Origin of the sequence: Lelliottia sp. WB101, assembly GCF_003051885.1 — a bacterium.
In the GTDB taxonomy this organism is placed as follows: Bacteria; Pseudomonadota; Gammaproteobacteria; order Enterobacterales; family Enterobacteriaceae; genus Enterobacter; species Enterobacter nimipressuralis.
Genome location: NZ_CP028520.1, coordinates 1,312,701 through 1,339,380, shown reverse-complemented (window position 1 = coordinate 1,339,380; position 26,680 = coordinate 1,312,701). Strand labels below are relative to the sequence as shown.

At 56.5% G+C, this 26,680-nt stretch carries 19 protein-coding genes; 9 read left to right on the top strand and 10 right to left on the bottom strand.

The annotated features are described in order from the left end of the window. The first annotated feature begins 43 nt into the window (after positions 1–43). The 4 genes from DAI21_RS06210 to feoC all read left to right on the top strand — a co-directional run bounded on the left by DAI21_RS06210 (position 44) and on the right by feoC (position 5,539). Positions 44–2,371, top strand: a complete 2,328-nt coding sequence (locus tag DAI21_RS06210; RefSeq protein WP_100778594.1) for a Tex family protein — start codon at positions 44–46, stop codon at positions 2,369–2,371. 343 nt (positions 2,372–2,714) lie between these two features. Further along, positions 2,715–2,942, top strand: a complete 228-nt coding sequence (gene feoA, locus DAI21_RS06205) for a ferrous iron transporter A (protein ID WP_100778593.1) — start codon at positions 2,715–2,717, stop codon at positions 2,940–2,942. Between the two features lie 30 nt (positions 2,943–2,972). Continuing rightward, positions 2,973–5,291: a Fe(2+) transporter permease subunit FeoB gene (gene feoB / locus DAI21_RS06200; RefSeq protein WP_107702705.1), complete on the top strand. Its 2,319-nt coding sequence runs from the start codon at positions 2,973–2,975 to the stop codon at positions 5,289–5,291. A gap of 11 nt (positions 5,292–5,302) precedes the next feature. Beyond that, positions 5,303–5,539 (top strand): [Fe-S]-dependent transcriptional repressor FeoC, encoded by a 237-nt coding sequence (gene feoC / locus DAI21_RS06195; RefSeq protein ID WP_100778591.1) that lies wholly within the window; start codon positions 5,303–5,305, stop codon positions 5,537–5,539. A gap of 39 nt (positions 5,540–5,578) precedes the next feature. Here feoC and DAI21_RS06190 read toward each other — a convergent pair whose 3' ends face one another. After that, positions 5,579–5,848: a YdgH/BhsA/McbA-like domain containing protein gene (locus DAI21_RS06190; protein ID WP_107704221.1), complete on the bottom strand. Its 270-nt coding sequence runs from the start codon at positions 5,846–5,848 to the stop codon at positions 5,579–5,581. A gap of 112 nt (positions 5,849–5,960) precedes the next feature. After that, on the bottom strand, positions 5,961–6,734 hold the full coding sequence (gene bioH, locus DAI21_RS06185) for a pimeloyl-ACP methyl ester esterase BioH (protein WP_107702704.1): 774 nt from the start codon (positions 6,732–6,734) through the stop codon (positions 5,961–5,963). 36 nt (positions 6,735–6,770) lie between these two features. Between bioH and gntX the strand changes: the two genes are divergently transcribed. The 3 genes from gntX (at position 6,771) to gntT (ending at position 9,758) form a co-directional block, all read left to right on the top strand. Further along, on the top strand, positions 6,771–7,454 hold the full coding sequence (gene gntX / locus DAI21_RS06180) for a DNA utilization protein GntX (RefSeq protein WP_107702703.1): 684 nt from the start codon (positions 6,771–6,773) through the stop codon (positions 7,452–7,454). Between the two features lie 61 nt (positions 7,455–7,515). Next, positions 7,516–8,091, top strand: coding sequence for a Fe-S biogenesis protein NfuA (gene nfuA / locus DAI21_RS06175; protein WP_100778588.1), 576 nt, complete (start codon positions 7,516–7,518; stop codon positions 8,089–8,091). 350 nt (positions 8,092–8,441) lie between these two features. Further along, on the top strand, positions 8,442–9,758 hold the full coding sequence (gntT, locus tag DAI21_RS06170) for a gluconate transporter (protein WP_100778587.1): 1,317 nt from the start codon (positions 8,442–8,444) through the stop codon (positions 9,756–9,758). A gap of 89 nt (positions 9,759–9,847) precedes the next feature. On the opposite strand, the gene malQ is transcribed toward gntT, so the two are convergent. Beyond that, complete coding sequence (gene malQ, locus DAI21_RS06165) at positions 9,848–11,926, bottom strand: 4-alpha-glucanotransferase (RefSeq protein ID WP_107702702.1); 2,079 nt, start codon at positions 11,924–11,926, stop codon at positions 9,848–9,850. Between the two features lie 9 nt (positions 11,927–11,935). Next, complete coding sequence (gene malP / locus DAI21_RS06160) at positions 11,936–14,329, bottom strand: maltodextrin phosphorylase (protein WP_107702701.1); 2,394 nt, start codon at positions 14,327–14,329, stop codon at positions 11,936–11,938. A 589-nt stretch (positions 14,330–14,918) separates the two neighbouring features. Between malP and malT the strand changes: the two genes are divergently transcribed. After that, on the top strand, positions 14,919–17,624 hold the full coding sequence (malT, locus tag DAI21_RS06155) for an HTH-type transcriptional regulator MalT (protein ID WP_100778584.1): 2,706 nt from the start codon (positions 14,919–14,921) through the stop codon (positions 17,622–17,624). 75 nt (positions 17,625–17,699) lie between these two features. Here the strand turns inward: malT and DAI21_RS06150 are convergent, their stop codons facing one another. The 3 genes from DAI21_RS06150 to glpE are packed head-to-tail and all read right to left on the bottom strand — an operon-like array spanning position 17,700 to position 19,685. Continuing rightward, a complete protein-coding gene (locus DAI21_RS06150; RefSeq protein ID WP_100778583.1) occupies positions 17,700–18,458 on the bottom strand; it encodes a DeoR/GlpR family transcriptional regulator in 759 nt (252 codons plus the stop codon). Positions 18,459–18,474: 16 nt separating this feature from the next. Beyond that, complete coding sequence (gene glpG / locus DAI21_RS06145) at positions 18,475–19,305, bottom strand: rhomboid family intramembrane serine protease GlpG (protein WP_100778582.1); 831 nt, start codon at positions 19,303–19,305, stop codon at positions 18,475–18,477. Positions 19,306–19,352: 47 nt separating this feature from the next. Then, a complete protein-coding gene (gene glpE / locus DAI21_RS06140; protein ID WP_100778581.1) occupies positions 19,353–19,685 on the bottom strand; it encodes a thiosulfate sulfurtransferase GlpE in 333 nt (110 codons plus the stop codon). A gap of 215 nt (positions 19,686–19,900) precedes the next feature. On the opposite strand from glpE, the gene glpD reads away from it, so the two are divergent. Continuing rightward, positions 19,901–21,409, top strand: a complete 1,509-nt coding sequence (gene glpD, locus DAI21_RS06135) for a glycerol-3-phosphate dehydrogenase (protein ID WP_100778580.1) — start codon at positions 19,901–19,903, stop codon at positions 21,407–21,409. 69 nt (positions 21,410–21,478) lie between these two features. Here the strand turns inward: glpD and glgP are convergent, their stop codons facing one another. Genes glgP through glgC form a run of 3 tightly spaced genes read right to left on the bottom strand, consistent with a single transcriptional unit; the run spans position 21,479 to position 26,673 of the window. Continuing rightward, on the bottom strand, positions 21,479–23,926 hold the full coding sequence (glgP, locus tag DAI21_RS06130; protein ID WP_100778579.1) for a glycogen phosphorylase: 2,448 nt from the start codon (positions 23,924–23,926) through the stop codon (positions 21,479–21,481). 15 nt (positions 23,927–23,941) lie between these two features. Then, on the bottom strand, positions 23,942–25,378 hold the full coding sequence (gene glgA / locus DAI21_RS06125; protein WP_100778578.1) for a glycogen synthase GlgA: 1,437 nt from the start codon (positions 25,376–25,378) through the stop codon (positions 23,942–23,944). Continuing rightward, positions 25,378–26,673 (bottom strand): glucose-1-phosphate adenylyltransferase, encoded by a 1,296-nt coding sequence (gene glgC / locus DAI21_RS06120; RefSeq protein WP_102105323.1) that lies wholly within the window; start codon positions 26,671–26,673, stop codon positions 25,378–25,380. The genes glgA and glgC overlap by 1 nt, the downstream gene beginning before the upstream one ends. Positions 26,674–26,680: the final 7 nt, after the last annotated feature.

Sequence of the window (26,680 nt, the reverse complement as noted above, 5' to 3'; positions counted from 1 at the left end):
GTATAACTATCCCCTGTTTTTCGACAAACCAGATGACAAAGCCATGATGAAAGATTCGCTCTGCCGCATTATTGCGGGTGAACTTCAGGCCAGAGCCGAACAGGTAGAAGCTGCCGTTCGTCTGCTTGATGAAGGGAACACCGTGCCGTTTATTGCACGTTATCGTAAGGAAGTCACCGGCGGTCTGGATGACACGCAGCTGCGCAACCTGGAGACCCGTCTGGGCTACCTGCGTGAGCTGGAAGACCGTCGCCAGGCTATTCTCAAATCCATTGGCGAACAGGGCAAACTGACCGATGCGCTGGCAGGTGCCATCAACGGCACAATGAGCAAAACCGAGCTGGAAGACCTCTATCTGCCGTACAAACCTAAGCGCCGCACCCGCGGGCAGATTGCGATTGAAGCAGGCCTCGAGCCGCTAGCCGATCTGCTGTGGACGACGCCGTCGCACGATCCCGAAACGGAAGCCGCGAAATTTATCGATGCAGAAAAAGGCGTGGCCGACACCAAAGCCGCCCTTGATGGCGCGCGCTACATTCTGATGGAGCGTTTTGCCGAAGACGCCGCGCTGCTCTCCAAAGTGCGTGATTACCTGTGGAAAAATGCCCACATCGTCTCTACCGTCGTGAGCGGTAAAGAAGAGGAAGGCGCGAAATTCCGCGACTACTTCGATCACCATGAACCGATTTCAACCGCCCCATCGCACCGCGCGCTGGCCATGTTCCGTGGCCGCAACGAAGGCGTGCTGCAACTCTCTCTCAATGCCGATCCGCAGTTCGACGAGCCGCCGAAAGAGAGCTACTGCGAGCAGATTATTACTGACCATCTCGGCCTGCGCCTGAATAACGCCCCGGCAGATAGCTGGCGCAAAGGCGTGGTGAGCTGGACCTGGCGCATCAAAGTGCTGATGCACCTCGAAACCGAACTGATGGGCACCGTGCGCGAGCGCGCAGAAGACGAAGCGATCAATGTTTTTGCCCGTAACCTGCATGATCTGCTGATGGCCGCCCCGGCGGGTCTGCGCGCAACGATGGGTCTCGATCCGGGCCTGCGTACCGGCGTGAAAGTGGCCGTCGTCGATGGCACCGGCAAACTGGTCGCGACCGACACCATCTATCCACACACCGGCCAGGCCGCGAAAGCCGCCGTTGTGGTTGCCGCCCTGTGTGAAAAATACAACGTTGAGCTGGTGGCGATTGGTAACGGCACCGCCTCCCGTGAAACCGAACGTTTCTTCCTCGATGTGCAGCAGCAGTTCCCGAAAGTGACCGCGCAGAAGGTGATCGTCAGCGAAGCCGGTGCGTCGGTCTATTCCGCGTCCGAACTGGCGGCGCTCGAGTTCCCGGATCTGGACGTTTCCCTGCGCGGCGCGGTCTCTATCGCCCGTCGACTGCAGGACCCGCTGGCCGAGCTGGTGAAAATCGATCCGAAATCCATCGGCGTGGGCCAGTATCAGCACGACGTCAGCCAGACTCAGCTGGCGCGTCGTCTGGATGCGGTGGTGGAAGACTGCGTGAACGCCGTCGGCGTGGACCTGAATACCGCCTCCGTCGCCCTGCTCACCCGCGTGGCGGGCTTGACCCGCATGATGGCGCAGAACATTGTTGCCTGGCGCGATGAGAACGGCCAGTTCCAGAATCGTCAGCAACTGCTGAAAGTGAGCCGCCTGGGACCGAAAGCCTTCGAGCAGTGCGCGGGCTTCCTGCGTATCAACCACGGCGATAACCCGCTGGACGCCTCTACGGTTCACCCGGAAGCCTATCCGGTCGTGGAGCGTATTCTGGCCGCCACGCAGCAGGCCCTGAAAGATCTGATGGGTAACAGCACCAACCTGCGCGATCTGAAAGCTGTCGATTTCACCGACGACAAATTCGGTGTGCCGACCGTAACCGACATCATCAAAGAGCTGGAAAAACCAGGCCGCGACCCGCGCCCTGAGTTCAAAACGGCGAAATTCGCCGAAGGCGTGGAGACGATGAAGGATCTGCAGCCGGGCATGGTGCTGGAAGGCGCGGTCACCAACGTCACCAACTTTGGTGCCTTTGTCGACATCGGCGTCCATCAGGATGGCCTGGTGCATATCTCGTCGCTGGCGGATAAGTTCGTGGAAGACCCGCACACCGTGGTCAAAGCGGGCGATATCGTGAAGGTGAAAGTGCTGGAAGTGGATATGCAGCGTAAGCGTATCGCGCTCACGATGCGTCTCGACGAGCAGCCAGGCGAAACTAACGCCCGCCGCAGCAACGGAGGTGGTGCGCGTGAGCAATCGCGTCCAAACGCGAAAGCCGCGAAACCTCGCCCTCAGGCGCAGCCTGCCGGTAACAGCGCGATGATGGATGCGCTGGCCGCCGCGATGGGCAAGAAGCGCTAACGTTAAATACATTTGCCCGGCCTGTGTATCCCCTGGCCGGGCAAACACGTTCCCGCCCGGCAATCAGACCCCACAAAGTTAAAATAAATAAGAATGTACTCACTCATTATTTATTAAATATGGAACCGATTGCATATCCATATTTAAACCATCGATTATCACTTAGTTAACAAATTAATTATTCATCCCTGACGCTCCATCTCAATAAATATTGAGCAAGGTCAAACAGTCCTCGATTTACCTCTCATATGAACATCCCGTCACATTTTAAATATTGCTGATAGAAACCATTCTCATTATCATGAACCTGTTGATTATTTAACCTTCGGTAAAAGTGGCCTCTATGCAATTCACACCAGACAGTGCCTGGAAAATTACCGGTTTTGCCCGCGAAATTAGCCCGGCGTATCGTCAAAAACTGCTGTCGTTAGGCATGCTGCCAGGATCATCATTCCAGGTGGTTCGCATTGCACCTTTGGGCGATCCCATTCATATCGAAACCCGTCGCGTCAATCTGGTATTGCGTAAGAAAGACCTCGCCTTATTAGAAGTCGAAGCTTTAGCCCGATAAACCGCCAGCAGTTATACCGAGTCTAAAACAATGAAAAAATTAACCATTGGCTTAATTGGTAATCCTAATTCCGGCAAGACAACCTTATTTAATCAGTTAACGGGTGCGCGTCAGCGAGTCGGTAACTGGGCGGGCGTCACGGTAGAACGTAAAGAAGGCCAGTTTTCAACAATCGATCATCAGGTCACCCTTGTTGACCTGCCAGGCACCTATTCACTCACCACCATTTCGTCCCAGACCTCTCTCGATGAGCAGATTGCCTGTCACTATATTCTGAGCGGCGATGCGGATTTACTGATTAACGTTGTCGATGCCTCCAATCTTGAGCGTAACCTCTACCTGACGTTACAGCTGCTGGAGCTGGGCATTCCGTGCATCGTGGCGCTGAATATGCTCGATATCGCCGAGAAGCAAAAAATTCGCATTGATATCGATGCGCTTTCCGCCCGTCTCGGCTGCCCGGTCATTCCGCTGGTCTCGACCCGCGCGCGCGGGATTGATGCCCTGAAGCTGGCGGTCGATCGCCATACGGGCAATACCGATCTGGAGCTGGTTCATTATCCGCAGCCGCTGGTGCGCGAGGCCAGCATTCTGGCCGGAGAGATGAACAACGCGATGCCACAAAAACAGCGCAACTGGCTTGGGCTACAAATGCTGGAAGGCGATATCTATAGCCGGGGCTACGCTGGCGACGCCGCAGAGAGCCTGGAGATGTCGCTGGCACGCCTGAGCGACGAGCTGGACGATCCGGCGCTGCATATCGCCGATGCGCGCTATCAGAGCATCGCGGCCATTTGCGAAGTGGTCAGCAATACCCTGACCGCCGAGCCGAGCCGTTTCACCGCAGCGGTGGATAAAATCGTTCTGAACCGTTTCCTCGGTTTGCCGATCTTCCTGCTGGTGATGTATGTGATGTTCCTGCTCGCCATCAACATTGGCGGTGCGCTGCAGCCACTGTTCGATGTCGGCTCGGTTGCGATCTTCATTCACGGCCTGCAATGGCTGGGCTACACCCTGCATTTCCCGGAGTGGCTGACGATTTTCCTCGCCCAGGGGCTGGGCGGCGGGATAAACACTGTTCTGCCGCTAGTGCCGCAGATCGGCATGATGTACCTGTTCCTCTCCTTCCTTGAAGATTCCGGTTATATGGCCCGCGCGGCGTTCGTGATGGACCGCCTGATGCAGGCGCTCGGTTTGCCGGGCAAATCCTTCGTCCCGCTGATTGTCGGCTTTGGCTGTAACGTGCCGTCAGTGATGGGCGCACGTACTCTGGATGCTCCGCGTGAGCGTCTGATGACCATCATGATGGCGCCGTTTATGTCCTGCGGGGCGCGTCTGGCGATCTTCGCGGTCTTTGCGGCGGCGTTCTTTGGTCAGGAAGGTGCACTGGCGGTCTTCTCCCTCTACCTGCTGGGGATTGTGATGGCGATTCTCACCGGCCTGATGCTCAAGCACACCATCATGCGCGGCGAAGCGTCGCCGTTTGTGATGGAGCTGCCGGTTTACCACGTGCCGCATATCAAAAGCCTGCTGATCCAGACCTGGCAGCGCCTGAAAGGCTTCGTTCTGCGCGCCGGTAAAGTGATCGTCATTGTCAGTATTTTCCTGAGCGCGCTGAACAGTTTTACCCTCAGCGGCCAGGCGGCAGATAACATCAACGACTCGGCGCTGGCTTCCGTGAGTCGCGTCATCACGCCGCTGTTCAAGCCGATTGGCGTTCACGAAGATAACTGGCAGGCCACCGTCGGGCTGTTTACCGGTGCGATGGCGAAAGAGGTGGTGGTCGGCACGCTCAACACGCTCTATACGGCGGAAAATATTCAGGAAGAGGAGTTTAACCCGGCTGAGTTCCATCTCGGTGACGAGCTGCTCAGCGCCGTGGACGAAACCTGGCAGAGCCTGAAAGACACCATCAGCCTGAGCGTACTGGCAAACCCTATCGAAGCCAGCAAAGGCGACGGCGAAATGGCCACCGGTGCGATGGGTGTGATGAGCAAGAAATTTGGTAGCCCTTCAGCGGCGTATAGCTATCTGATTTTCGTCCTGCTCTACATCCCGTGCATTTCGGTGATGGGGGCCATTGCCCGCGAATCCAGCCGCGGCTGGATGGGCTTCTCGGTCCTCTGGGGGCTGAACATCGCTTACTCGCTGGCAACCGTCTTCTACCAGGCGGCTAACTTCAGCCAGCATCCGCGCTACAGTCTGGTGTGCATTCTGGCGGTGGTGCTGTTCAACGTCGTGCTGATTGGCCTGTTGCGCCGCGCCCGTAGCCGCGTGAACGTCGACCTGCTGGCCACGAATAAAACTGCGGCAAACTGCTGTAACAGCCCTGCGGGCGACTGCCACTAAGAGGTGAGATGATGGCATCGATGATTCAGGTTCGGGATTTACTGGCTCTTCAGGGGCGAATGGAGGCCAGACAGTTGAGCCTTTCCCTGCATACGCCGCAGCCGATGATCGATGCTATGCTCGAACGAATGGAAGCGATGGGTAAAGCCGTGCGGATTCAGGAAGATGCGGAGGGTTGTTTGACGGGTAGCTGCAAAAGCTGTCCGGAAGGCAAAGCTTGCTTACGTGAGTGGTGGGCGCTGCGCTAATACGATTTGCCGGGCAGCGTATGCCGCCCGGTAATACTGTTATTTATACACTTCCGCCGTTGCATGAACGTTTTTCTCACCTTTGTTCGCGCTGGTCACCACAAAATATGTACCGCCCAGCTCATCGGCTTTTTTCGATAATTCTTTACGTGCATCCATTGGCGCAGTCGTATTTGAGGTCGTAATCTCGCCAATTTTGGTCAGATTCATCTCTTTAACTTTGTCTTTTTCCAGCTCTTTCGCTGCAAATACGCCAAATGACAGAGACCCAATAACCAGTGATGTAACAATTCCCGTAACAAGTTTCATAACCATTACTCTCCGTAGGTTTGTAGTTTTGATTATCGTAGGCTCAACTTCCGCAACGATATTTGAAGTATTGTTGCGGTATGAAACTTTTTCCAGGTGGATCAGTAAATAATCAGTTTAAACGCTGACTTAACGCCGTTAGCGCGTCGCAAAACGCCTCGGGGTGCGAGACGAAAGGCGCATGTGCGGCTTTGGCAATGACCTTCGATTCGCTGTTCGGCCATAACGCATCCAGTATCGGCACCACTTTGCGCGGCACCAGGCCATCCAGATAACCGTAGATTCGCAGATGCGGCACTGAAAGCGCAGCCAGCGGTTCACGCAGGTCGACGGTTTTCAGAATTTCCAGCCCACCGTTAAGCACCTCAACCTCCGGCATGGGAAGTGCCAGCACCGCGTTTTTGAGCATTCGCGCATCCTGACGCGCCGTTTCGGTTCCCAGAGTTTGCAGCGCCAGAAAGCGCTCAACCGTCCGCTTGAAATCTTCGCTCAGCTGCTGCTGGAAACCGGCCAACACCTCCGGCTTGATACCCGGCCACTCATCCCGTGCCGCAAAGCAAGGCGATGATGCGACCGTCACCAGCGCCTGAACGCGCTCCGGGTGCGTCAGGGCTATCTGGCTCGCCACCAGCCCGCCCAGGCTCCAGCCGAGCCAGATCGCTTTTTGCGGCGCACGTTCCAGAACATGCCGGGCCATCTCATCGAGGGGCATCGCGCCAAACCCGTGGCTGCGGCCAAATCCCGGCAGATCCACCAGATGCAGCGTAAACTGCGAGGCCAGTTCCTCCTGAATGCAATGCCAGACTTCAGCGTTCAGCCCCCATCCGTGCAGCAGCACAAGATCAACATTTCCCGTGCCCATGGTCTGCCACCAAAGATTGTTCATCGGTTAGGATTCTCTTTTTTAACAAGGAAGTTGCCCATGCTATCAGTGCCCGGCTTGTGCTGGCTATGCCGAATGCCGCTCAGGATGAGCCGCTGGGGGATCTGCTCCGTCTGCACGCGCGCCTTCGAGCGCCGCCCTCCCTGCTGCCCCCAGTGCGGTTTATCCGCAACGCGCGTCGATATCCCCTGCGGGCGATGCCTGCAAAAACCGCCGCCGTGGGGCGATCTGGTGGCGGTCGATAATTACGTTCAGCCCCTGAGCAGCCTGATCCACCAGTTTAAGTTTTCTCGTCAGACGCAGCTGGCGGGGCCGCTGGCGCGCCTGCTGATACTCGCCGTTTTGCAGGCCCGGCGCTCACGGGGGTTACCAGCCGTGGATCTTCTTATCAGCGTGCCGTTGCACCGTCGACGCCACTGGCGTCGCGGCTACAATCAGAGCGACCTGTTGTGTCGCCCTCTTGCCCGTTGGTTACGCTGTGACTGGCAACCGGACGCGTTAAAACGCACACACGCAACGGCCGTTCAGCACCGGTTAAGCGCGCGGTTGCGCAAAAGAAATCTAAAAAATGCCTTTCGCCTTGATTTAGCGGTCAAGGGGCGCCATATCGCGATTGTGGATGATGTCGTCACAACCGGCAGCACCGTGGCGGAGCTTTCCCGACTGCTTTTGCAAAGCGGCGCAGCGACGGTTCAGGTATGGTGTTTGTGTCGTACCTTGTAGCCCTTTTCCGATGGGCGTATTATTATACCCAGGTAATTTAGTCAACTATTAGGCCAAAGCTATGATCCGTATTTCCGATTCTGCACAATCACACTTTGCCAAACTGCTGGCAAATCAGGAAGAAGGGACGCAGATCCGCGTGTTTGTGATTAATCCAGGCACTCCGAATGCAGAATGCGGTGTCTCTTATTGTCCTCCGGACGCTGTGGAAGCATCTGACACTGCCCTTAAATTTGAGCAGCTCACCGCCTATGTCGATGAGTTAAGCGCGCCATACCTTGATGACGCCGAGATCGATTTCGTCACCGATCAGCTGGGTTCTCAGCTGACGCTGAAAGCACCGAACGCCAAAATGCGTAAAGTGTCTGATGATGCGCCGCTGATGGAGCGCGTAGAGTATCTGCTGCAATCCCAGATCAACCCGCAGCTAGCGGGCCACGGCGGTAAAGTCACGCTGATGGAGATCACCGAAGACGGTCTGGCGATCCTGCAGTTCGGCGGCGGCTGTAACGGCTGTTCCATGGTCGACGTGACCCTGAAAGAAGGGATCGAGAAGCAGATGCTGAACGAGTTCCCGGAACTGAAAGGCGTGCGCGATCTCACCGAACACCAGCGCGGCGAGCACTCTTACTACTAAGTTCCCGTCTGTCTTTGCCCGGTGCCGCGCAGCGATCCGGGCCGTTAAATCAGATCCCAGGCCGGGTAAGGCGATTTCGCCCCCGGCTTTTGTTTGCCCGTCGCTCCCCGCCCATATGTTGACCTGCGTCTCATAATTCAAATTTTGCCTGCCTGGGTGATTCTCAATCTGCACATGTTACCCGTATCATTCGCGTGGGCACTAAGCATCCTCATAACAGCCGACTAAACTTATTAGTTTCGCAGGCAATCAGTATTAGTGCCGTTAATTCTCTGTTCCCGGTTGGGACAATCGGAAATTGTCGTTGAAACAATGACGTTACCCATAACAATTGAAAGGCCAGGTTAATCATGCCATTAGTTATTGTCGCTATCGGTGTTGTCTTATTACTGCTCTTGATGATCCGTTTCAAACTGAACGGCTTCATCGCTCTGGTTCTGGTGGCACTTGCAGTGGGTCTGATGCAAGGGATGCCGCTGGTGAAAGTCATCAGCTCAATTAAAGCAGGTGTGGGCGGAACGCTCGGCAGCCTGGCGCTGATCATGGGCTTCGGTGCCATGCTCGGTAAAATGCTGGCAGACTGCGGTGGTGCTCAGCGCATCGCGACCACGCTGATTGCCAAATTTGGTAAACAACACATTCAGTGGGCGGTGGTGTTAACCGGTTTTACCGTCGGTTTCGCGCTGTTCTATGAAGTCGGCTTCGTACTGATGCTGCCGCTGGTCTTCACCATCGCGGCTGCCGCCAACATTCCGCTGCTGTTCGTCGGTGTACCGATGGCGGCTGCCCTGTCCGTGACGCACGGCTTCCTGCCGCCGCACCCGGGTCCAACCGCTATCGCGACCATTTTCCACGCAGATATGGGTAAAACCCTGCTGTTCGGTACAATTCTGGCGATCCCAACCGTTATTCTCGCAGGCCCGGTGTTTGCACGCTGCCTGAAAGGTATCGACAAGCCAATTCCGGAAGGTCTGTATAGCGCAAAAACCTTCACCGAAGCGGAAATGCCAAGCTTTGGCGTCAGCGTCTGGACCTCTCTGGTGCCGGTTGTGCTGATGGCGATGCGCGCAGTTGCTGAAATGGTGCTGCCAAAAGGTCACGCGTTCCTCTCCGTCGCAGAGTTCCTCGGTGACCCGGTGATGGCGACGCTGATTGCGGTTCTGATTGCCCTCTTCACCTTCGGTCTGAACCGTGGTCGTAGCATGGATCAGATCAACGAGACACTTGGCTCTTCCATCAAAATCATCGCCATGATGCTGCTGATTATCGGCGGTGGCGGTGCGTTCAAACAGGTTCTGGTCGACAGCGGCGTAGACAAATACATCGCCTCGATGATGCATGAAACCAACATTTCGCCAATCCTGATGGCCTGGTCGATTGCTGCGGTGCTGCGTATCGCACTGGGTTCTGCAACCGTTGCGGCGATCACTGCCGGCGGTATTGTTGCGCCACTGATTGCCACCACGGGCGTTAGCCCTGAGCTGATGGTTATCGCGGTGGGTTCCGGTAGCGTCATCTTCTCCCACGTGAACGATCCAGGCTTCTGGCTGTTCAAGGAGTACTTCAACCTGACTATCGGCGAGACCATCAAGTCCTGGTCGATGCTGGAAACGATTATCTCAGTGTGCGGCCTGATTGGGTGTCTGCTGCTGGCGATGGTGGTTTAAGCACAAAAAAGCCGGGTGGTGGTTGCACCTGACCCGGCGTAGAACGTTAAAAGCCCGGCAAACTGATGATGTTTGCCGGGCTTTTTTTATCACTTCTTCGCTTTTCTGCGCTTATCCAAATCCTTAATCAGCTTGTTCACACCGTCATCGGCAAACATCTTTTCAAGGGTGGTGGAGAGCTTGCGCCGCCAGTTTTTGTACTGATAGCTGGTGCCCGGAATGTTCACCGGCTCCGCCATTCCCAGCCAGTCCTCGGGTTGCAGGCCCAGCAGGGCACTATTGCTGTCGGCGATATAGCGCTGCATGCCGCGATTCAGAGTTGCCGTCATCGCCATCAGCGAGGCTTTATGCCCGGCGCGTTTTGGCAGGCAGCCGTGCTTATGCAGCGCATCCAGCAGCCCCTGTTTGGCCAGCTCGCGGTCCTGATACAGCCCGCGCAGCACCACTTCGTCTGGATATAACCCTAACGTTTTGCCGAGCGTGAGATCACCGCTCTCCCAGTAGCCTCGCAGCGTAGGAAGATCATGCGTTGTCGCGACAGCCATTGATTGTTGAGGGTACGCTTGCGGCGAACGGAACGTCTTCTCATGGTCACTTTCGAAATAGAGTACTTTGTATGAATAAACGCCACTCTCGCGTAATTTACTGACGATTTCAACCGGCACAGTGCCGAGATCTTCGCCAATGACCATGCAGTTGTGACGCTGACTTTCGAGCGCGAGGATCGACAGCAGATCGTCCACCGGGTAATGCACATAGGCACCGTGATCCGCCGTTTCACCGTAAGGGATCCACCACAAGCGCAGCACGGACATCACGTGGTCGATACGTAGCGCGCCGCAGTTTTGCATATTGGCGCGCAGCAGATCGATAAACGGCTCGTACCCGCGCGCGACCATCACATGCGGGTCCATCGGTGGCAATCCCCAATTCTGTCCTAGCGGGCCGAGGATATCTGGCGGGGCGCCGACGGAGGCTTTCAGGCAGTAAAGCTCGCGGTCGCACCAGGTTTCGGCTCCGCCTTCCGCCACGCCAACGGCCAGATCGCGATACAGACCAATCGGCATGTCGTAGCCCTGGCTCTCCTGCCAGCAGGCGGCAAACTGACTGTACGCCAGCCACTGCAGCCACAGGAAAAAGTCCACTTCATCGGCGCGTTGCTTGCAGAAGGCTTTCACCTCCGGGGAGTCCACCGACTGATAGGCTTCCGGCCACACCGGCCAGCCCCAGCGCATTTCGTCCTCTTTCACCTGATACGCATGCAGCGCGTCAAACGCCGCCTGCCAGTAGAGGCTTTCGCCTTCCTGGGCGACGAACTGACGGAATGCTTTCATCTGGTCGTCCGTGCGCTTTGCAAAGCCTTTCCAGGCCATACGCAGGGCAGCCATTTTCAGGGCTGTCACCGTCGCATAGTCCACCCAGTCGGCTTCCCGCACCTGTTTCAGTGTCTGCTGGGTGGTGGTGAGATTCCACCACGCCTGGGCCTCTTTGCTTTTCCTGAAATCCTCCAGCGCGTTGACGTCGATATAAATCACATTCAGCCAACGGCGGGAGGACGGGCTATACGGGCTGGCGCTTTCCGGATTCGCCGGATAGAGGGCGTGGATCGGGTTGAGGCCGATAAACGCCCCGCCGCGCTTGCCCACCTCCGCCAGCATATTTTTAAGATCGCCGAAATCGCCGATCCCCCAGTTTTCATTCGAACGTAGCGTGTAAAGCTGCACGCAGGCGCCCCACAGCTTTTTCCCGTCGAGCAGCGCCTGCGGCTCGTAGCAGCGTTTCGGCGCGATGATCACCCGACAGTGATAGCGCTTATCATCCTGCGTCAGCGTCAGGGTGTGGTAGCCGTGCGGCAGTTTCGCCGGAAGGGTGAGATTTTTCCCGCCGGTCGCATGGCCCTTATGCTGCTGGCCCTCTTCGGTGGTTAACAGCCAGCTGAATTCGCCGCGGCCTTCCACCAGCAACGCCATCTTCTTACCGGCCGTGAACACTTTCACCACCGGCACCGGCGCTACCGCCGCTTTCGCGGCGGGCGTTGTTTTGTGCATGGCGTCCAGCAAACGTCGTTTGGTTTCAGCGCCAATTGACTGTGGTTTGCCGTGAGCATTGATGTAACTGGGGCTGATCCCCGCCGCCAGGGCGGCATTATCCAGACGTTTGCTGTCCATCGCGCTTCCTTAGCGTTTTGCCTGCCAGATACGGGCCTGATAATCACGGATTGAACGGTCAGAGCTGAACATCCCGCAGCGCGCGGTATTCAGAATACATGCGCGCGTCCAGGCGTCCTGATCGCGGTACAGCACATCCACCTGCTTCTGCGCTTCAACATAGGCCGCGAAATCAGCCATTACCAGATATGGATCGCCGCCCTGTTTGCCGATGCTGTGCAGCATCTGGTCGAAGGCGTGTTTGTCGCCGTCGCTGTATTTGCCGCTTTCCAGCTCCTTCAGCACTGCATCCAGAACCTTGTCTTTCTTGCGCCATTTCACCGGATCGTAGCCTTTGGCTTTGAGGGCTTTCACCTCCTCGACCGTGTGACCGAAGATAAAGATATTTTCTTCACCTACCTGCTCGGCGATCTCGACGTTGGCGCCGTCCAGCGTGCCGACGGTTAAGGCTCCGTTCAGGGCCAGCTTCATGTTACCGGTGCCGGACGCCTCTTTGCCCGCAGTCGAAATCTGCTCGGAGATATCCGCCGCCGGGATCAGCATTTCCGCTGCGGATACGCAGTAATCCGGCAGGAACACCACTTTCAACTTGTCGCCAACCTGCGGATCGTTGTTCACCGCTTCAGCCACTTTGTTAATGGCGAGGATAATGTTCTTCGCCAGGTAGTAGCCCGGCGCCGCTTTGGCACCGAAGAGGAATACGCGCGGCACGCGGTTCGCGTTCGGGTTTTCGCGGATCTCTTTGTACAGTGCCAGAATGTGCAGCAGGTTCAGGTGCTGACGTTTGTACTCGTGCAGGCGTTTGATCTGGATATCAAAAATCGCTTTCGGGTTGATTTCAATCCCCGTGCGCACTTTCACGAACGCCGCGAGGCGCACTTTGTTCTCTTGTTTGATAGCCTGGTATTTCTGGCGGAATTTGGCATCGTCAGCCTGTTTTTCCAGGTTGATCAGCTGGTCGAGATCGTTGGCCCACTCTTTCTTCAGCGTTTTATCCAGCAGCGCGGCGAGAGCCGGGTTGCACTGTTTGATCCAGCGACGCGGCGTGATGCCGTTGGTAACGTTATGGAATTTGTTCGGCCAAAGCTGGTGATATTCCGGGAACAGATCTTTAACCACCAGATCCGAGTGCAGCGCTGCCACGCCGTTCACCGCAAAACCGCTGACCACGCACATGTTCGCCATGCGGACCTGTTTGTCGTGCACCACCGCCAGTTTCGCCCAGACCGCTTTATCGCCCGGCCAGGTTTTCGTCACCAGCACTTTGAACCGATCGTTGATCTGATTGATGATCTGCATATGGCGCGGCAGCAGTGCTTTCACCAGTTTCTCATCCCAGCACTCCAGCGCCTCTGGCATCAGGGTGTGGTTGGTGTAGGCGAAGGTTTTGCTGGTGATTGCCCAGGCCGCGTCCCAGCTCAGCTGGTGCTCATCCAGCAGCACGCGCAGCAGTTCCGGAATGGCGATGGTTGGGTGGGTATCGTTGAGCTGAATCACCTCGTAATCCGCCAGCTCTGACAGCTTACGGCCCGCCAGATGATGGCGACGCAGGATATCCGCCACGGAACAGGCGCACTGGAAATACTGCTGCATCAGGCGCAGCTTTTTGCCCGCCAGATGGTTGTCGTTCGGGTAGAGCACTTTAGTCAGTTTTTCGGCATCGATACCCTGCTGCTCGGCACGCAGGAAATCGCCGTCGTTAAATTTGGTCAGGTTGAACGGATGGGCGTGCTTCGCCTGCCACAGACGTAGCGGCTGCGCCACGCCGTTGCGATAGCCCAGCACCGGCAGATCCCAGGCTTCACCGGTGATCACAAAACCCGGCTCCCAGTGGCCCTGTTTAGACACTTTCCCGCCGATACCCACCTGCACATCGAGCTGTGCGTTGTGGCGGAACCACGGATAGCTGCCGCGATGCCAGTCGTCCGGCGCTTCAATCTGATTCCCGTCGTTAAAGGACTGACGGAACAGGCCGTACTGGTAGTTCAGACCATACCCGATAGCGGATTGCCCCACCGTCGCCATGGAATCCAGGAAACAGGCCGCCAGACGCCCTAACCCGCCGTTACCTAAACCGGGGTCGGTCTCTTCTTCCAGCAGATCGGTCAGGTTAACGCTGTGCTCGCTGAGCACGTCGCTCACCTCCTGATACCAGCCGAGGTTCAGCAGGTTGTTGCCGGTCAGACGACCGATCAGGAACTCCATGGAGATGTAGTTCACATGACGCTGGTTTTTCACCGGCTTCGCCGCAGGCTGAGCACTGAGCAGTTCGGCCAGCGCACCGCTCACGGCCTGCCACCACTGATGAGACGTCATGTCTTCGGCTGCAGACAAACCAAATCGCTGCCACTGACGCGTCAGGGCAGCCTGAAATTGAGCTTTGTTGAAGGTAGGCTGAGACATAGGGAATCGGCATCCTGTAGAGAAAGAAAAGATAATGGCGCTAGTGTGCCAGGCTCATTCCGGCTCTTCCTCCTCCTGCCAGGGATTAGACAGGGAGGAGTAGCGGGGATGAGCGCAAAAGTGTGATCAAGGCCACTCTGTGAGCATAGAACGAGTGTGCCAATACGGCGCGAGGATAAACGGGAAGAGTGTCAAAAAAATGAAATGCAGTTTCGGATGAAATTAATAACAGCAGAAATGATTGCTTACCAGGAATAATATTTCTTGCTTTTAGGCCTTTCTCAGAGGGTTATTTTCCAGGAATAACTATACCGGTTATTTATTAACTTCGTGATGAGAATCGCCTAATGAAACCAGTTTCAGGATAAGCGCACTAAATGCATACAAGCCAGCATCCATGCGGGATATAGGGCATCTAAGAAAGTTCCCGGTCAATGAGAAATAATTTTGTGACAGAGTGCAAATTAAGGGATAGAAAAGACGGACATAACTTGCAATAGTTCCTTTTCTGGCCGACCTTATATCTATTAATTACGAAGCGCAAAAAAAATCGATTTTCCTCGTTTCCCCACAGTGAAGTGAAAAACTTATGTTGATTCCGTCCAAATTAAGTCGCCCGGTTCGTCTTGACCATACTGTGGTCCGCGAACGTCTGCTGGCGAAACTTTCCGGCGCGAATAATTTCCGACTGGCGCTGGTTACGAGTCCTGCAGGTTATGGAAAAACAACGCTCATCTCACAGTGGGCCGCAGGCAAAAGCGATTTAGGCTGGTACTCCCTTGATGAGGGCGATAACCAGCAGGAGCGCTTTGCCAGCTACCTGATCGCCGCCATACAGCAGGCGACTAACGGGCATTGCGTCACCAGCGAAGTGATGGTGCAAAAACGCCAGTACGCCAGCCTCTCCTCCCTGTTCGCCCAGCTGTTCATTGAGCTGGCCGAATGGCATCGCCCGCTGTTCCTGGTGATTGACGATTACCACCTGATCACCAATCCGGTGATCCACGAATCCATGCGTTTCTTCCTGCGCCATCAGCCGGAGAACCTGACCCTGGTGGTGTTGTCACGTAACCTGCCGCAGTTGGGAATTGCCAACCTGCGCGTGCGCGATCAGCTGCTCGAAGTGGGCAGCCAACAGCTGGCCTTTAACCATCAGGAAGCGAAACAGTTCTTTGATTGCCGCCTCAGCTCGCCGATTGAAGCCTCAGAAAGCAGCCGCCTGTGCGACGACGTTGCCGGCTGGGCAACCGCGTTGCAGCTCATCGCCCTGTCAGCGCGTCAGAATAACAGCCCGACGCATCAGTCTGCGCGCCGCCTGGCGGGCATTAATGCCAGCCACCTGTCCGATTATCTGGTCGACGAAGTGCTTAACAGCGTTGACCCGGCGACCCGCCAGTTTCTGCTGAAAAGCTCGCTGCTGCGCTCCATGAACGATGCGCTGATTGTGCGCGTCACTGGCGAAGACAACGGCCAGATGCGCCTCGAAGAGATTGAACGTCAGGGGCTGTTCCTGCAACGCATGGACGACTCCGGCGAATGGTTCAGCTTCCACCCGCTGTTTGGCAATTTCCTGCGCCAGCGCTGTCAGTGGGAAATGGCCACCGAATTACCCGACGTCCACCGCTCCGCGGCGGAAAGCTGGATGGCACAAGGGTTCCCGAGCGAAGCGATCCACCACGCGCTTGCCGCCGGTGATGCCAACATGCTACGCGATATCCTGCTCAACCACGCCTGGGGCCTGTTCAACCACAGCGAGCTGACCCTGCTCGAAGAGTCACTCCGCGCCCTGCCGTGGGAAAGCCTGCTGGAAAATCCGCGTCTTGTCCTGTTGCAGGCGTGGCTGATGCAGAGTCAGCACCGCTACAGCGAAGTGAACACTCTGCTGGCACGAGCCGAACAAGAGATGAAAGGCGAGATGGACGGCACGCTGCACGGCGAATTTAACGCCCTGCGCGCGCAAGTGGCCATCAACGATGGTGACCAGGAAGAGGCCGAACGTCTGGCGATGATCGCCCTCGACGAGCTGCCGCTGGCGAACTATTACAGCCGCATTGTCGCCACCTCGGTCCACGGGGAAGTGCTGCACTGCAAAGGGGACCTCACCCGTTCTCTGTCGTTGATGCAGCAGACGGAGCAGATGTCCCGCCGCCATGACGTCTGGCATTACGCTCTGTGGAGCATGATCCAGCAGAGCGAAATCTTATTTGCTCAGGGGTTCTTGCAAGCCGCCTGGGAGACACAGGAAAAAGCGTTCCAGCTGATTCAGGATCAACATCTGGAACAGCTGCCGATGCACGAGTTCCTGCTGCGTATTCGCGCACAGCTGCTGTGGGCCTGGGCGCGTCTCGATGAGGCCGAAGCCTCTGCCCGTCATGGCGTTGACGTCCTTTCCACCTTCCAGCCGCAGCAGCAGCTGCAATGTCTGGCGCTGCTGGTGCAGTGCTCGCTGGCGCGCGGCGATCTGGATAACGCCCGCAACCATCTGAACCGTCTGGAAAACCTGCTGGGCAATGGTCAGTACCATAGCGACTGGGTTTCCAACGCCGATAAAGTCCGGGTGATTTACTGGCAAATGATCGGCGATAAGAAATCAGCCGCCAACTGGCTGCGTCAGACGCCAAAACCGGAATTTGCCAATAACCACTTCCTGCAAAGCCAGTGGCGCAACATCGCCCGTGCGCAGATCCTGCTCGGTGAGTTTGAGCCTGCGGAAATTGTGCTCGAAGAGCTGAACGAAAACGCCCGCAGTCTGCGTCTGATGAGCGATCTGAACCGCAACCTGCTGCTGCTCAATCAGCTTTACTGGCAGGCAGGGCGGAAAAATGACGCACAACGCGTCTTGCTGGAAGCATTACAGCTGGCGAACCGCACCGGGTTTATCAGCCACTTTGTGATTGAAGGCGAAACGATGGCGCAGCAACTGCGTCAGCTGATTCAACTCAACACTCTGCCGGAGCTGGATCAGCACCGCGCCCAGCGTATTCTGCGGGAGATTAACCAGCATCATCGCCATAAGTTCGCGCATTTTGATGAGAACTTTGTCGAACGTCTGCTGAACCACCCGGAAGTGCCGGAGCTGATTCGCACCAGCCCGCTCACCCAGCGTGAATGGCAGGTTCTGGGGCTGATTTATTCGGGTTACAGCAACGAACAGATTGCGGGCGAGCTGGCGGTCGCGGCGACCACCATCAAAACCCATATTCGCAATTTGTATCAGAAACTCGGCGTGGCGCATCGTCAGGATGCGGTGCAGCATGCGCAGCAATTGCTGAAAATGATGGGTTACGGCGTGTAATGCAATGCCCGGCGGCGGGACGTTTGCCGGGCCTGAAGTTAAGTCAGCCGGGAGGCGCCGCCGCCCGGACCGGGATTAGCACAGCTCTAACTGAACGTTATTGTCCTTAATCACCTGCAACACACCCGCTGGCGGCATTACGTCGGTGTACACGGCATTGACCATGCTGATGCTGCCCATATTTACCATCGCGTTACGGCCAAATTTCGAGTGATCCACCACCAGCATTACGTGGCGCGAGTTGTCGATAATCGCCCGTTTGGTGCGCACTTCATGGTAATCAAATTCCAGCAGAGAACCATCGCTGTCGATGCCGCTGATCCCAAGGATGCCGAAATCGAGGCGGAACTGGGAGATAAAATCGAGCGTCGCTTCACCAATGATCCCGCCGTCGCGGCTGCGCAGTTCGCCGCCCGCCAGGATGATGCGGAAATCTTCTTTCTGCATCAGGGTATTGGCGACGTTAAGGTTGTTGGTGACCACGCGCAGATTTTCATGGTTGAGCAACGCATGGGCCACCGCTTCCGGCGTCGTTCCGATATCAATAAACAGCGTCGCGCCGTTGGGGATCTGGCTCGCCACTTTGGCGGCAATACGCTCTTTCTCTGCGGTTTGCGTCGCCTTACGGTCATGCCATGAGGTATTCACCGAGCTGGACGGCAGGGCCGCGCCGCCGTGATGGCGCAGAATACGGTTCTGATCGGCCAGGTCGTTTAAATCACGACGAATTGTTTGCGGGCTGACGGCGAATTGCTCCACCAGCTCTTCGGTGCTGACGTATCCCTGCTTTTTAACCAGTTCGATAATGGCGTCATGACGTTGCGTTTGTTTCATGAAATATCCCTGGGAATTATGTTCGTTTTCGCGCATTCAGCGTATCAGCAAAGGCCATTACCAGCCCCACGCCCAGCCCGGCAACGTGTGCGCCATTGGCGATAGACATACCAAACAGATCAAACCATCCGGCAATGAGCCATATTAATGCAAAGGTGATTAACCCGCGTTGCAGATAGATGCCGCTTTGTGGGTCGCGCTCGCCGCGCAGCCAGACATAGCCCATTAACGCATACACCACGCCGGACAAACCGCCGAACCACGGGCCGCTAAACTTGTGCTGCACATAGCCGCTCAGCAGGGCGCTGATCACGGTGATGACGACGAGTTTACCGGTGCCGAGGCGCTTCTCAACGGCGCCACCGAGATACCACCACCACAGCAGGTTAAAGAGGATATGCAGCACCGAGAAGTGCATCAGGGCATGGCTGAAGTAACGCCAGACGTCAAACTGCACCGAAGCGTCATACGGCCAGGCCAGGGCAATCATTACCTGCTGATCGCCCACCACGTTCATGATGATAAACACCAGAATACAGGCCGCCATCAGCAGCAGGGTAAACGGCCCGGCGCGCTCGCGCACGGTGGCTAAGAAAGGGAAACGCTGATAGTGCAGCCCGCTGTCCGTGTGGCCGGAGGTCCAGCTGGCCGCCAGATAGCGCGGGTCCGCAGGGTTTTCAAGAAAGCGCGCCAGCTCGGTGTTAACAAAATTCGCCTGGCTTTCATCAGCAAGCCAGACATCGGTTTGCGTATGCTGTTGAATCGTCAGGATCACACCCTGCGTCGCCATATAATCGACAAACGCCTGAGCGACGCGCGGGTTCGTAAAAGAGGTAATCATCAACATGGGCGGCAGTCGCTTATTTCCGTACAAAAGAGGACAGTATAACTGCGTCAGCCGCCAAAGGCGTGTTCTACTTCCGCCGGAAAATGACGATGCCAGGCGTCGAAGCCGCCATCGACGCTGTATACCGCGTCATAACCCTGCTGGAGCAGGTATTGCGCCGCACCTTTGCTGCTGTTGCCGTGGTAGCACATCACCATCACTGGCGTTTCAAAATCGTTATCGCGCATAAACGCGCCCAGGCTGTCGTTCGTCAGATGAAACGCGCCCGGCGTGTGGCCCATCGCAAAACTTTGCGGATCGCGGATATCCACCAGCACCGCCTTTCCCTGGTGCATCTTCTGATGGGCTTCTTCTACATTAATGCATTCAAACTGTTCCATTCGATTCTCTTCGTTTTTCAGGTTTGGTGCGCTCTCCCGCAGGAAGAGGGGAAAACTATTTTACCCCGTAGTGTACGTCCTGGCGGCGGCGAAACGCCATTATGTTATCTCTATCACTCAAAATTGTTTTTTTGATGTTACCAAAAGAGCGTTCCTTTGCTATTATGAGCGATATCGAACATTTCTGAGCTTTAACGAAAGTGCGTGAGGGTGATATGGAAACCAAAGATCTGATTGTGATAGGCGGTGGCATTAACGGTGCCGGTATTGCGGCGGATGCTGCAGGACGCGGGTTATCTGTACTGATGCTGGAAGCCAACGATCTCGCCTGCGCGACGTCGTCCGCCAGCTCCAAACTGATCCACGGTGGCCTGCGCTACCTGGAGCACTACGAGTTCCGCCTGGTCAGCGAAGCGCTGGCGGAGCGTGAAGTGCTGCTGAAAATGGCCCCTCACCTGGCGATCCCGATGCGTTTCCGTCTGCCTCATCGCCCGCATCTTCGTCCGGCATGGATGATCCGAATTGGTCTGTTTATGTACGATCATCTGGGTAAACGTACCAGTCTGCCGGGATCGACCGGTTTGCGTTTTGGCTCAGAATCGGTTCTGAAACCGGAAATCGTGCGCGGATTCGAATATTCCGACTGCTGGGTAGACGATGCGCGTCTGGTGCTGGCGAACGCCCAGATGGTCGTGAAGAAAGACGGCGAGGTGAAAACCCGCACTCGCGCCACCGCTGCACGCCGTGAAAACGGGCTGTGGATTGTGGAAGCCGAAGATATCGATACCGGCGAGAAATTCAGCTGGCAGGCGCGCGGCCTGGTGAACGCCACTGGCCCGTGGGTGAAACAGTTCTTTGACGACGGCATGAAATTGCCTTCGCCGTACGGCATCCGCCTGATCAAGGGCAGCCATATCGTTGTTCCGCGCGTACACACCCAGAAGCAGGCCTACATCCTGCAAAACGAAGATAAGCGTATCGTGTTTGTGATCCCGTGGATGGACGAGTTTTCAATCATCGGCACCACCGACGTGGAGTACAAAGGCGATCCGAAGAACGTTGAAATCGACGAGAGCGAAATCGGCTATCTGCTGAAAGTCTATAACGCCCACTTTAAGAAACAGCTGGGCCGCGATGACGTGGTCTGGACATACTCCGGCGTGCGTCCGCTGTGCGATGACGAATCTGATTCACCGCAGGCGATCACCCGTGACTATACGCTCGATATTCATGACGTTGACGGCCAGGCGCCGCTGCTGTCGGTCTTTGGCGGCAAGCTGACGACCTACCGTAAGCTGGCGGAACATGCGCTGGAAAAACTGACGCCGTACTACAAAGGTATCGGCCCGGCGTGGACCAAAGGGGCGACGCTGCCTGGCGGTGATATCGGCAGCGACCGCGATGACTTTGCGGCAAAACTGCGCCGCCGTTATCCGTTTATTACCGAATCCATGGCACGCCATTACGCGCGCACTTACGGTAGCAATACCGAGTGGATTCTGGGGGAAGCGAAAACGCTCGCCGATCTCGGTGAACATTTTGGTCATGAGTTGTATGAAGCTGAGCTGCGTTACCTGGTCGAGCACGAGTGGGTGCGCCGTCTGGACGATGCCATCTGGCGTCGTACCAAAGAGGGGATGTGGCTGGATGCGGAGCAGCAATCGCGCGTGGCGCAGTGGCTGGCCCAACATGCGGGAAAGCGTAAATTGTCACTGGCATCGTAATGCCCCGCCCTCCCACATAGCGTGAGGGCGAAGACATAAAAAACGGCAACTTACGTTGCCGTTTTGCATTTACAACCGCACCGGATCGATATGCCAAATGGTCTCGGCATACTCTTTGATGGTCCTGTCGGATGAGAAATAGCCCATGTTGGCGATATTGAGCATCGCTTTGGTGGCCCACTCCTCCTGATGGCGATACAGCTCGTCCACCTTATCCTGACAATCCACATAGCTGCGATAATCCGCCAGCACCTGATAGTGATCGCCGAAGTTAATCAGGGAATCCACCAGATCGCGATAGCGGCCAGGCTCTTCCGGGTTAAATAGGCCGGTGGCGATCTGCGTCAGCACTTCGCGCAGCTCTTCATCCTGCTCGTAATACTCGCGTGGTTTGTAGCCCTGCTTGCGCAGCTCCTCCACCTCTTCCGCCGTATTCCCGAAGATAAAGATATTGTCCGCACCGACGTGCTCCAGCATCTCGACGTTAGCACCGTCCAGCGTGCCGATGGTCAGCGCGCCGTTCAGGGCAAACTTCATGTTACTGGTCCCGGACGCCTCGGTCCCCGCGAGCGAAATCTGCTCGGAGAGATCCGCCGCCGGAATGATCAGCTGCGCCAGGCTCACGCTATAGTTGGGGATGAAGACGATCTTCAGTTTGTCGCCAATCTGCGGATCGTTGTTGATCACCTTCGCCACGTCGTTGATAAGGTGAATGATGTGCTTCGCCATGTAGTACGCCGAGGCGGCCTTTCCGGCAAAAATGTTCACACGCGGCACCCACTCCGCCGTCGGATCGGCTTTGATGCGGTTGTAGCGGGTGATCACATGCAGCACGTTCATCAGCTGACGTTTGTACTCGTGAATACGTTTAATCTGCACGTCAAACAGCGCTTTCGGATTCGCGATGACGTTCAGGTGCTGAGCCATGTACACCGCGAGGCGTTTTTTGTTCAGCAGCTTGGCGTCGCGTACCGCTTTGTTCACCGTCGGGAAATCGGCGTGCTGCTCCAGTTCGCTCAGCTGACTGAGATCGGTACGCCAGGTGCGACCGATGTTTTCATCCAGCACTTCCGAGAGCGGCTGGTTCGCCAGCGCCAGCCAACGGCGAGGCGTGACGCCATTAGTGACGTTGCAGAAGCGCATCGGGAAGATTTTTGCGAAATCAGCAAACAGCGACTGCACCATCAGGTTCGAGTGCAACTCGGACACCCCGTTCACCTTGTGGCTGATCACCACCGCCAGCCACGCCATCCGCACGCGACGGCCGTTGGACTCATCGATAATCGACGTGCGGCTCAACAGCCCGGTGTCGTTCGGATATTGCTCCTGGAGCGTTTTCAGGAAGTAGTCGTTAATTTCAAAGATGATCTGCAGATGGCGCGGCAGGATCTTGCCGAGCATGTCGACCGGCCAGGTCTCCAGTGCTTCGCTCATCAGCGTATGGTTGGTGTATGAGAACACCTGACAGGTCACTTCGAACGCCTCGTCCCAGCTGAACTTGTGCTCATCCATCAGCAGGCGCATCAGTTCGGGAATCGACAGCACCGGGTGGGTGTCGTTGAGGTGAATCGCGGTCTTTTCGGCCAGGTTGTTGTAGGTTTTGTGCAGCTGATAGTGGCGGCTCAAAATGTCCTGGATGGTCGACGATACCAGGAAATACTCCTGACGCAGACGCAGTTCGCGCCCGGAGTAGGTGGAGTCATCCGGATACAGCACGCGCGACACGTTCTCGGAGTGGTTTTTGTCTTCCACCGCCGCGAAGTAGTCGCCCTGGTTGAATTTACCGAGGTTGATTTCGCTACTGGCCTGGGCGTTCCACAGACGCAATGTATTGGTGGCGTCCGTGTCATAGCCGGGGATAATCTGATCGTAAGCGACCGCCAGGATCTCTTCGGTCTCCAGCCAGCGGCTCTTTTTGCCTTCGAGCTGCACGCGGCCACCAAAGCGCACTTTGTAGCGCGTATTGTGGCGTTTAAATTCCCACGGATTGCCGTACTCCAGCCAGTAATCCGGCGACTCTTTCTGCCGCCCGTCGACGATGTTCTGCTTGAACATGCCGTAATCGTAGCGAATCCCGTAGCCGCGTCCCGGCAGGGCCAGCGTCGCCAGCGAATCGAGGAAGCACGCCGCCAGACGGCCCAGACCACCGTTGCCTAAACCGGGGTCGTTCTCTTCATCAATCAGCTCTTCTAAATCTAACCCCATCTCTTCCAGTGCGTTTTTGACATCGTCGTAAATCCCGAGCGATAACAGCGCGTTGGAAAGGGTGCGGCCAATCAAAAACTCCATCGACAGGTAATAAACCTGACGGGTTTCCTGCGAGAGCTGGGCGCGGTTCGAGCGCAGCCAGCGTTCGACCAGACGGTCACGCACGGCAAACAGCGTGGCGTTCAGCCACTCGTGCTTGTTGGCGATCACCGGATCTTTCCCGATGGTAAACATCAGCTTATAGGCGATGGAATGCTTTAACGCCTCTACGCTAAGTGTCGGGGATGCATAACTAAAAGGTGCATTCATATCAGTGACTCCGCCTTATGACATCAAGCGTTGATAAAGATCGCGGTACGACTGCGCCGCAACGTGCCAGCTAAAGTCCATCGCCATCGCCTGGCGTTGCACGAAACGCCACAAAGAGGGACGCGACCACAGAACAAATGCCCGCCGAATCGCGCGCAGCAGCGACCAGGCATTGCTGTCTTCAAAGGCAAAACCGGTGGCGATGCCGTCCGCCAGATTCTCCAGCGACGTATCCGATACGGTATCGGCCAGCCCACCGGTGCGGCGCACCAGCGGCAGCGTGCCGTACTTGAGTCCATACAGTTGGGTTAAGCCGCACGGCTCAAAGCGGCTTGGCACCAGGATGACATCCGCGCCGCCCATAATGCGGTGCGAGAACGCCTCGTGATAACCAATCTGCACGCCAACCTGCCCCGGATGTTCGGCGGCAGCGGCAAGGAAACCTTCCTGCAACACCGGATCGCCTGCCCCCAGCAGCGCCAGTTGACCGCCCTGCTCCAGCAGCCCCGGCAGCGCTTCCAGCACCAGATCCAGCCCTTTCTGGCTGGTCAGGCGGCTGACCACGGCGAACAGCGGCACTTTGTCGTTCACCTTCAGCCCCATCGCAATCTGCAGCTGGCGCTTGTTTTCCGCTTTGTCTTCCACCGAATCACGGTTGTAGCGCGAGGCCAGCAAAAGGTCCGTTTCCGGACTCCAGATTTTTTCATCGACGCCGTTGAGGATCCCCGACAGGCGTCCTTCACGATGTCGCTGGCGCAACAGCCCTTCCATGCCGTAGCCAAACTCCGGCTCGGTGATTTCGCGTGCGTAAGTCGGGCTGACCGCCGTGATGTGGTCGGCGTAGTACAGCCCCGCTTTCAGGAACGAAATCTGACCGTTAAACTCCAGCCCGTGCATGTTATAGAACGACCATGGCAGATCGATGTCATTCATATGATGGGCGTAATACATGCCCTGATACGCCAGGTTGTGCACCGTAAAGACCGACTTTGCCGGGTGGCCGCGCGCCGCCAGATAGGCGGGAGCCAGCCCTGCGTGCCAGTCGTGCGCGTGGACGATCTCCGGGCGCCAGAAGGGATCGAGTCCGACCGCCATTTCAGCACCCACCCATCCGAGCAACGCAAAACGCAGCACGTTGTCCGTATAGGCGAATAAGTTCGTATCGTGGTACGGGCTCCCTGGACGATCGTACAAATGCGGCGCATCAATCAGATAAATGCCGACGCCATTGTAATGGCCAAACAGCAGGGTGATGCGCCCGGCGAACGTGTCGCGACGGCTCACCACCTGCGCGTCGGGAATGCCACGGCGGAGATCAGGAAAAGCCGGCAGCAGCACGCGGGTGTCGATACCTTCCGCAATTTGCGCCGCCGGGAGTGCGCCCAGTACATCCGCCAGCCCGCCCGTTTTCAGCAGCGGGAACATCTCAGAACATACATGTAAAACCTGCATTATCGCTCCTGTTTGACCTGCAGTTTGCGCAGCATTTCGCGCGTGACCAGCACGATGCCTTCTTCTGAGCGGTAGAAGCGGCGAGCGTCTTCCTCCGCATTCTCTCCAATCACCATCCCTTCCGGGATCACACAGGCACGGTCGATAACACAGCGACGCAAACGACACGAGCGCCCCACCCATACATCTGGCAGCAGTACCGACGAATCGATATTGCAGAAGGAGTTCACCCGCACGCGCGGGAAGAGCACCGACTGCACCACCACTGAGCCAGAAATAATGCACCCGCCCGACACCAGCGAGTTCAGCGTCATGCCGTGGCTACCGGAACGATCCTGCACAAATTTGGCCGGCGGCAGCGATTCCATGTGCGTGCGAATCGGCCAGTTCTGGTCGTACATATCCAGTTCCGGGGTGACGGAGGCTAAATCGAGGTTCGCCTTCCAGTACGCTTCAAGCGTACCCACGTCGCGCCAGTACGGTTCGGCATCCGGGTCAGACTGCACGCAGGACAGCGGGAAGGGATGCGCATAAGCCATGCCAGCTTTGGTGATTTTCGGGATGATATCTTTGCCGAAGTCGTGGCTAGAATTCTCGTCCTTGTCGTCCTCTTCCAGCAGTTCATAAAGGTAATCGGCGTCAAAGATATAGATGCCCATACTGGCGAGGGATTTGGTGGCGTCCGTCGGCATGGTCGGCGGGTTAGCCGGTTTCTCGACGAAATCGATAATCTTGTCGTTCTCGTCCACGTCCATGACGCCGAACGCCGTCGCTTCAGCAACGGGCACCGGCAGACACGCCACGGTGCAACGCGCCCCTTTTTCGACGTGGTCGATGAGCATGTGCGAGTAGTCTTGCTTATAGATATGGTCGCCCGCGAGGATCACGATGTATTCCGCGCCGTAGCGGCGAATGATGTCGAGGTTTTGCGTCACCGCATCGGCCGTGCCGCGATACCAGTTTTCACCGTGTACGCGCTGCTGAGCCGGAAGCAGATCGACAAACTCGTTCATCTCTTCGCTGAAAAATGACCAGCCGCGCTGGATGTGCTGCACCAGGGTGTGCGACTGATACTGAGTAATCACGCCGATACGGCGAATACCGGAGTTCAGGCAGTTGGATAATGCAAAATCGATAATACGGAACTTACCACCAAAGTGAACGGCAGGCTTAGCACGCTTGATTGTCAAATCTTTCAGACGGGTACCACGTCCACCAGCAAGTATCAGCGCGACCGTTTTTAAGGGTAACTGGCGCGCCAACATCAAGGGATCGTTCTTCTCTAATCTCACCATGACTAAC

Coding starts and splice junctions, on each gene's coding strand:
- glpG (WP_100778582.1), bottom strand. CDS start 19,305: ATGTTGATGATTACCTCTTTTACGAACCCGCGCGTCGCTCAGGCGTTT.
- DAI21_RS06190 (WP_107704221.1), bottom strand. CDS start 5,848: ATGAAACTTGTTACGGGAATTGTTACATCACTGGTTATTGGGTCTCTG.
- feoC (WP_100778591.1), top strand. CDS start 5,303: ATGGCATCGATGATTCAGGTTCGGGATTTACTGGCTCTTCAGGGGCGA.
- glpD (WP_100778580.1), top strand. CDS start 19,901: ATGGAAACCAAAGATCTGATTGTGATAGGCGGTGGCATTAACGGTGCC.
- feoA (WP_100778593.1), top strand. CDS start 2,715: ATGCAATTCACACCAGACAGTGCCTGGAAAATTACCGGTTTTGCCCGC.
- glgC (WP_102105323.1), bottom strand. CDS start 26,673: ATGGTGAGATTAGAGAAGAACGATCCCTTGATGTTGGCGCGCCAGTTA.
- DAI21_RS06210 (WP_100778594.1), top strand. CDS start 44: ATGATGAAAGATTCGCTCTGCCGCATTATTGCGGGTGAACTTCAGGCC.
- bioH (WP_107702704.1), bottom strand. CDS start 6,734: ATGAACAATCTTTGGTGGCAGACCATGGGCACGGGAAATGTTGATCTT.
- malT (WP_100778584.1), top strand. CDS start 14,919: ATGTTGATTCCGTCCAAATTAAGTCGCCCGGTTCGTCTTGACCATACT.
- DAI21_RS06150 (WP_100778583.1), bottom strand. CDS start 18,458: ATGAAACAAACGCAACGTCATGACGCCATTATCGAACTGGTTAAAAAG.
- malP (WP_107702701.1), bottom strand. CDS start 14,329: ATGTCTCAGCCTACCTTCAACAAAGCTCAATTTCAGGCTGCCCTGACG.
- gntT (WP_100778587.1), top strand. CDS start 8,442: ATGCCATTAGTTATTGTCGCTATCGGTGTTGTCTTATTACTGCTCTTG.
- glpE (WP_100778581.1), bottom strand. CDS start 19,685: ATGGAACAGTTTGAATGCATTAATGTAGAAGAAGCCCATCAGAAGATG.
- malQ (WP_107702702.1), bottom strand. CDS start 11,926: ATGGACAGCAAACGTCTGGATAATGCCGCCCTGGCGGCGGGGATCAGC.
- glgP (WP_100778579.1), bottom strand. CDS start 23,926: ATGAATGCACCTTTTAGTTATGCATCCCCGACACTTAGCGTAGAGGCG.
- gntX (WP_107702703.1), top strand. CDS start 6,771: ATGCTATCAGTGCCCGGCTTGTGCTGGCTATGCCGAATGCCGCTCAGG.
- glgA (WP_100778578.1), bottom strand. CDS start 25,378: ATGCAGGTTTTACATGTATGTTCTGAGATGTTCCCGCTGCTGAAAACG.
- feoB (WP_107702705.1), top strand. CDS start 2,973: ATGAAAAAATTAACCATTGGCTTAATTGGTAATCCTAATTCCGGCAAG.
- nfuA (WP_100778588.1), top strand. CDS start 7,516: ATGATCCGTATTTCCGATTCTGCACAATCACACTTTGCCAAACTGCTG.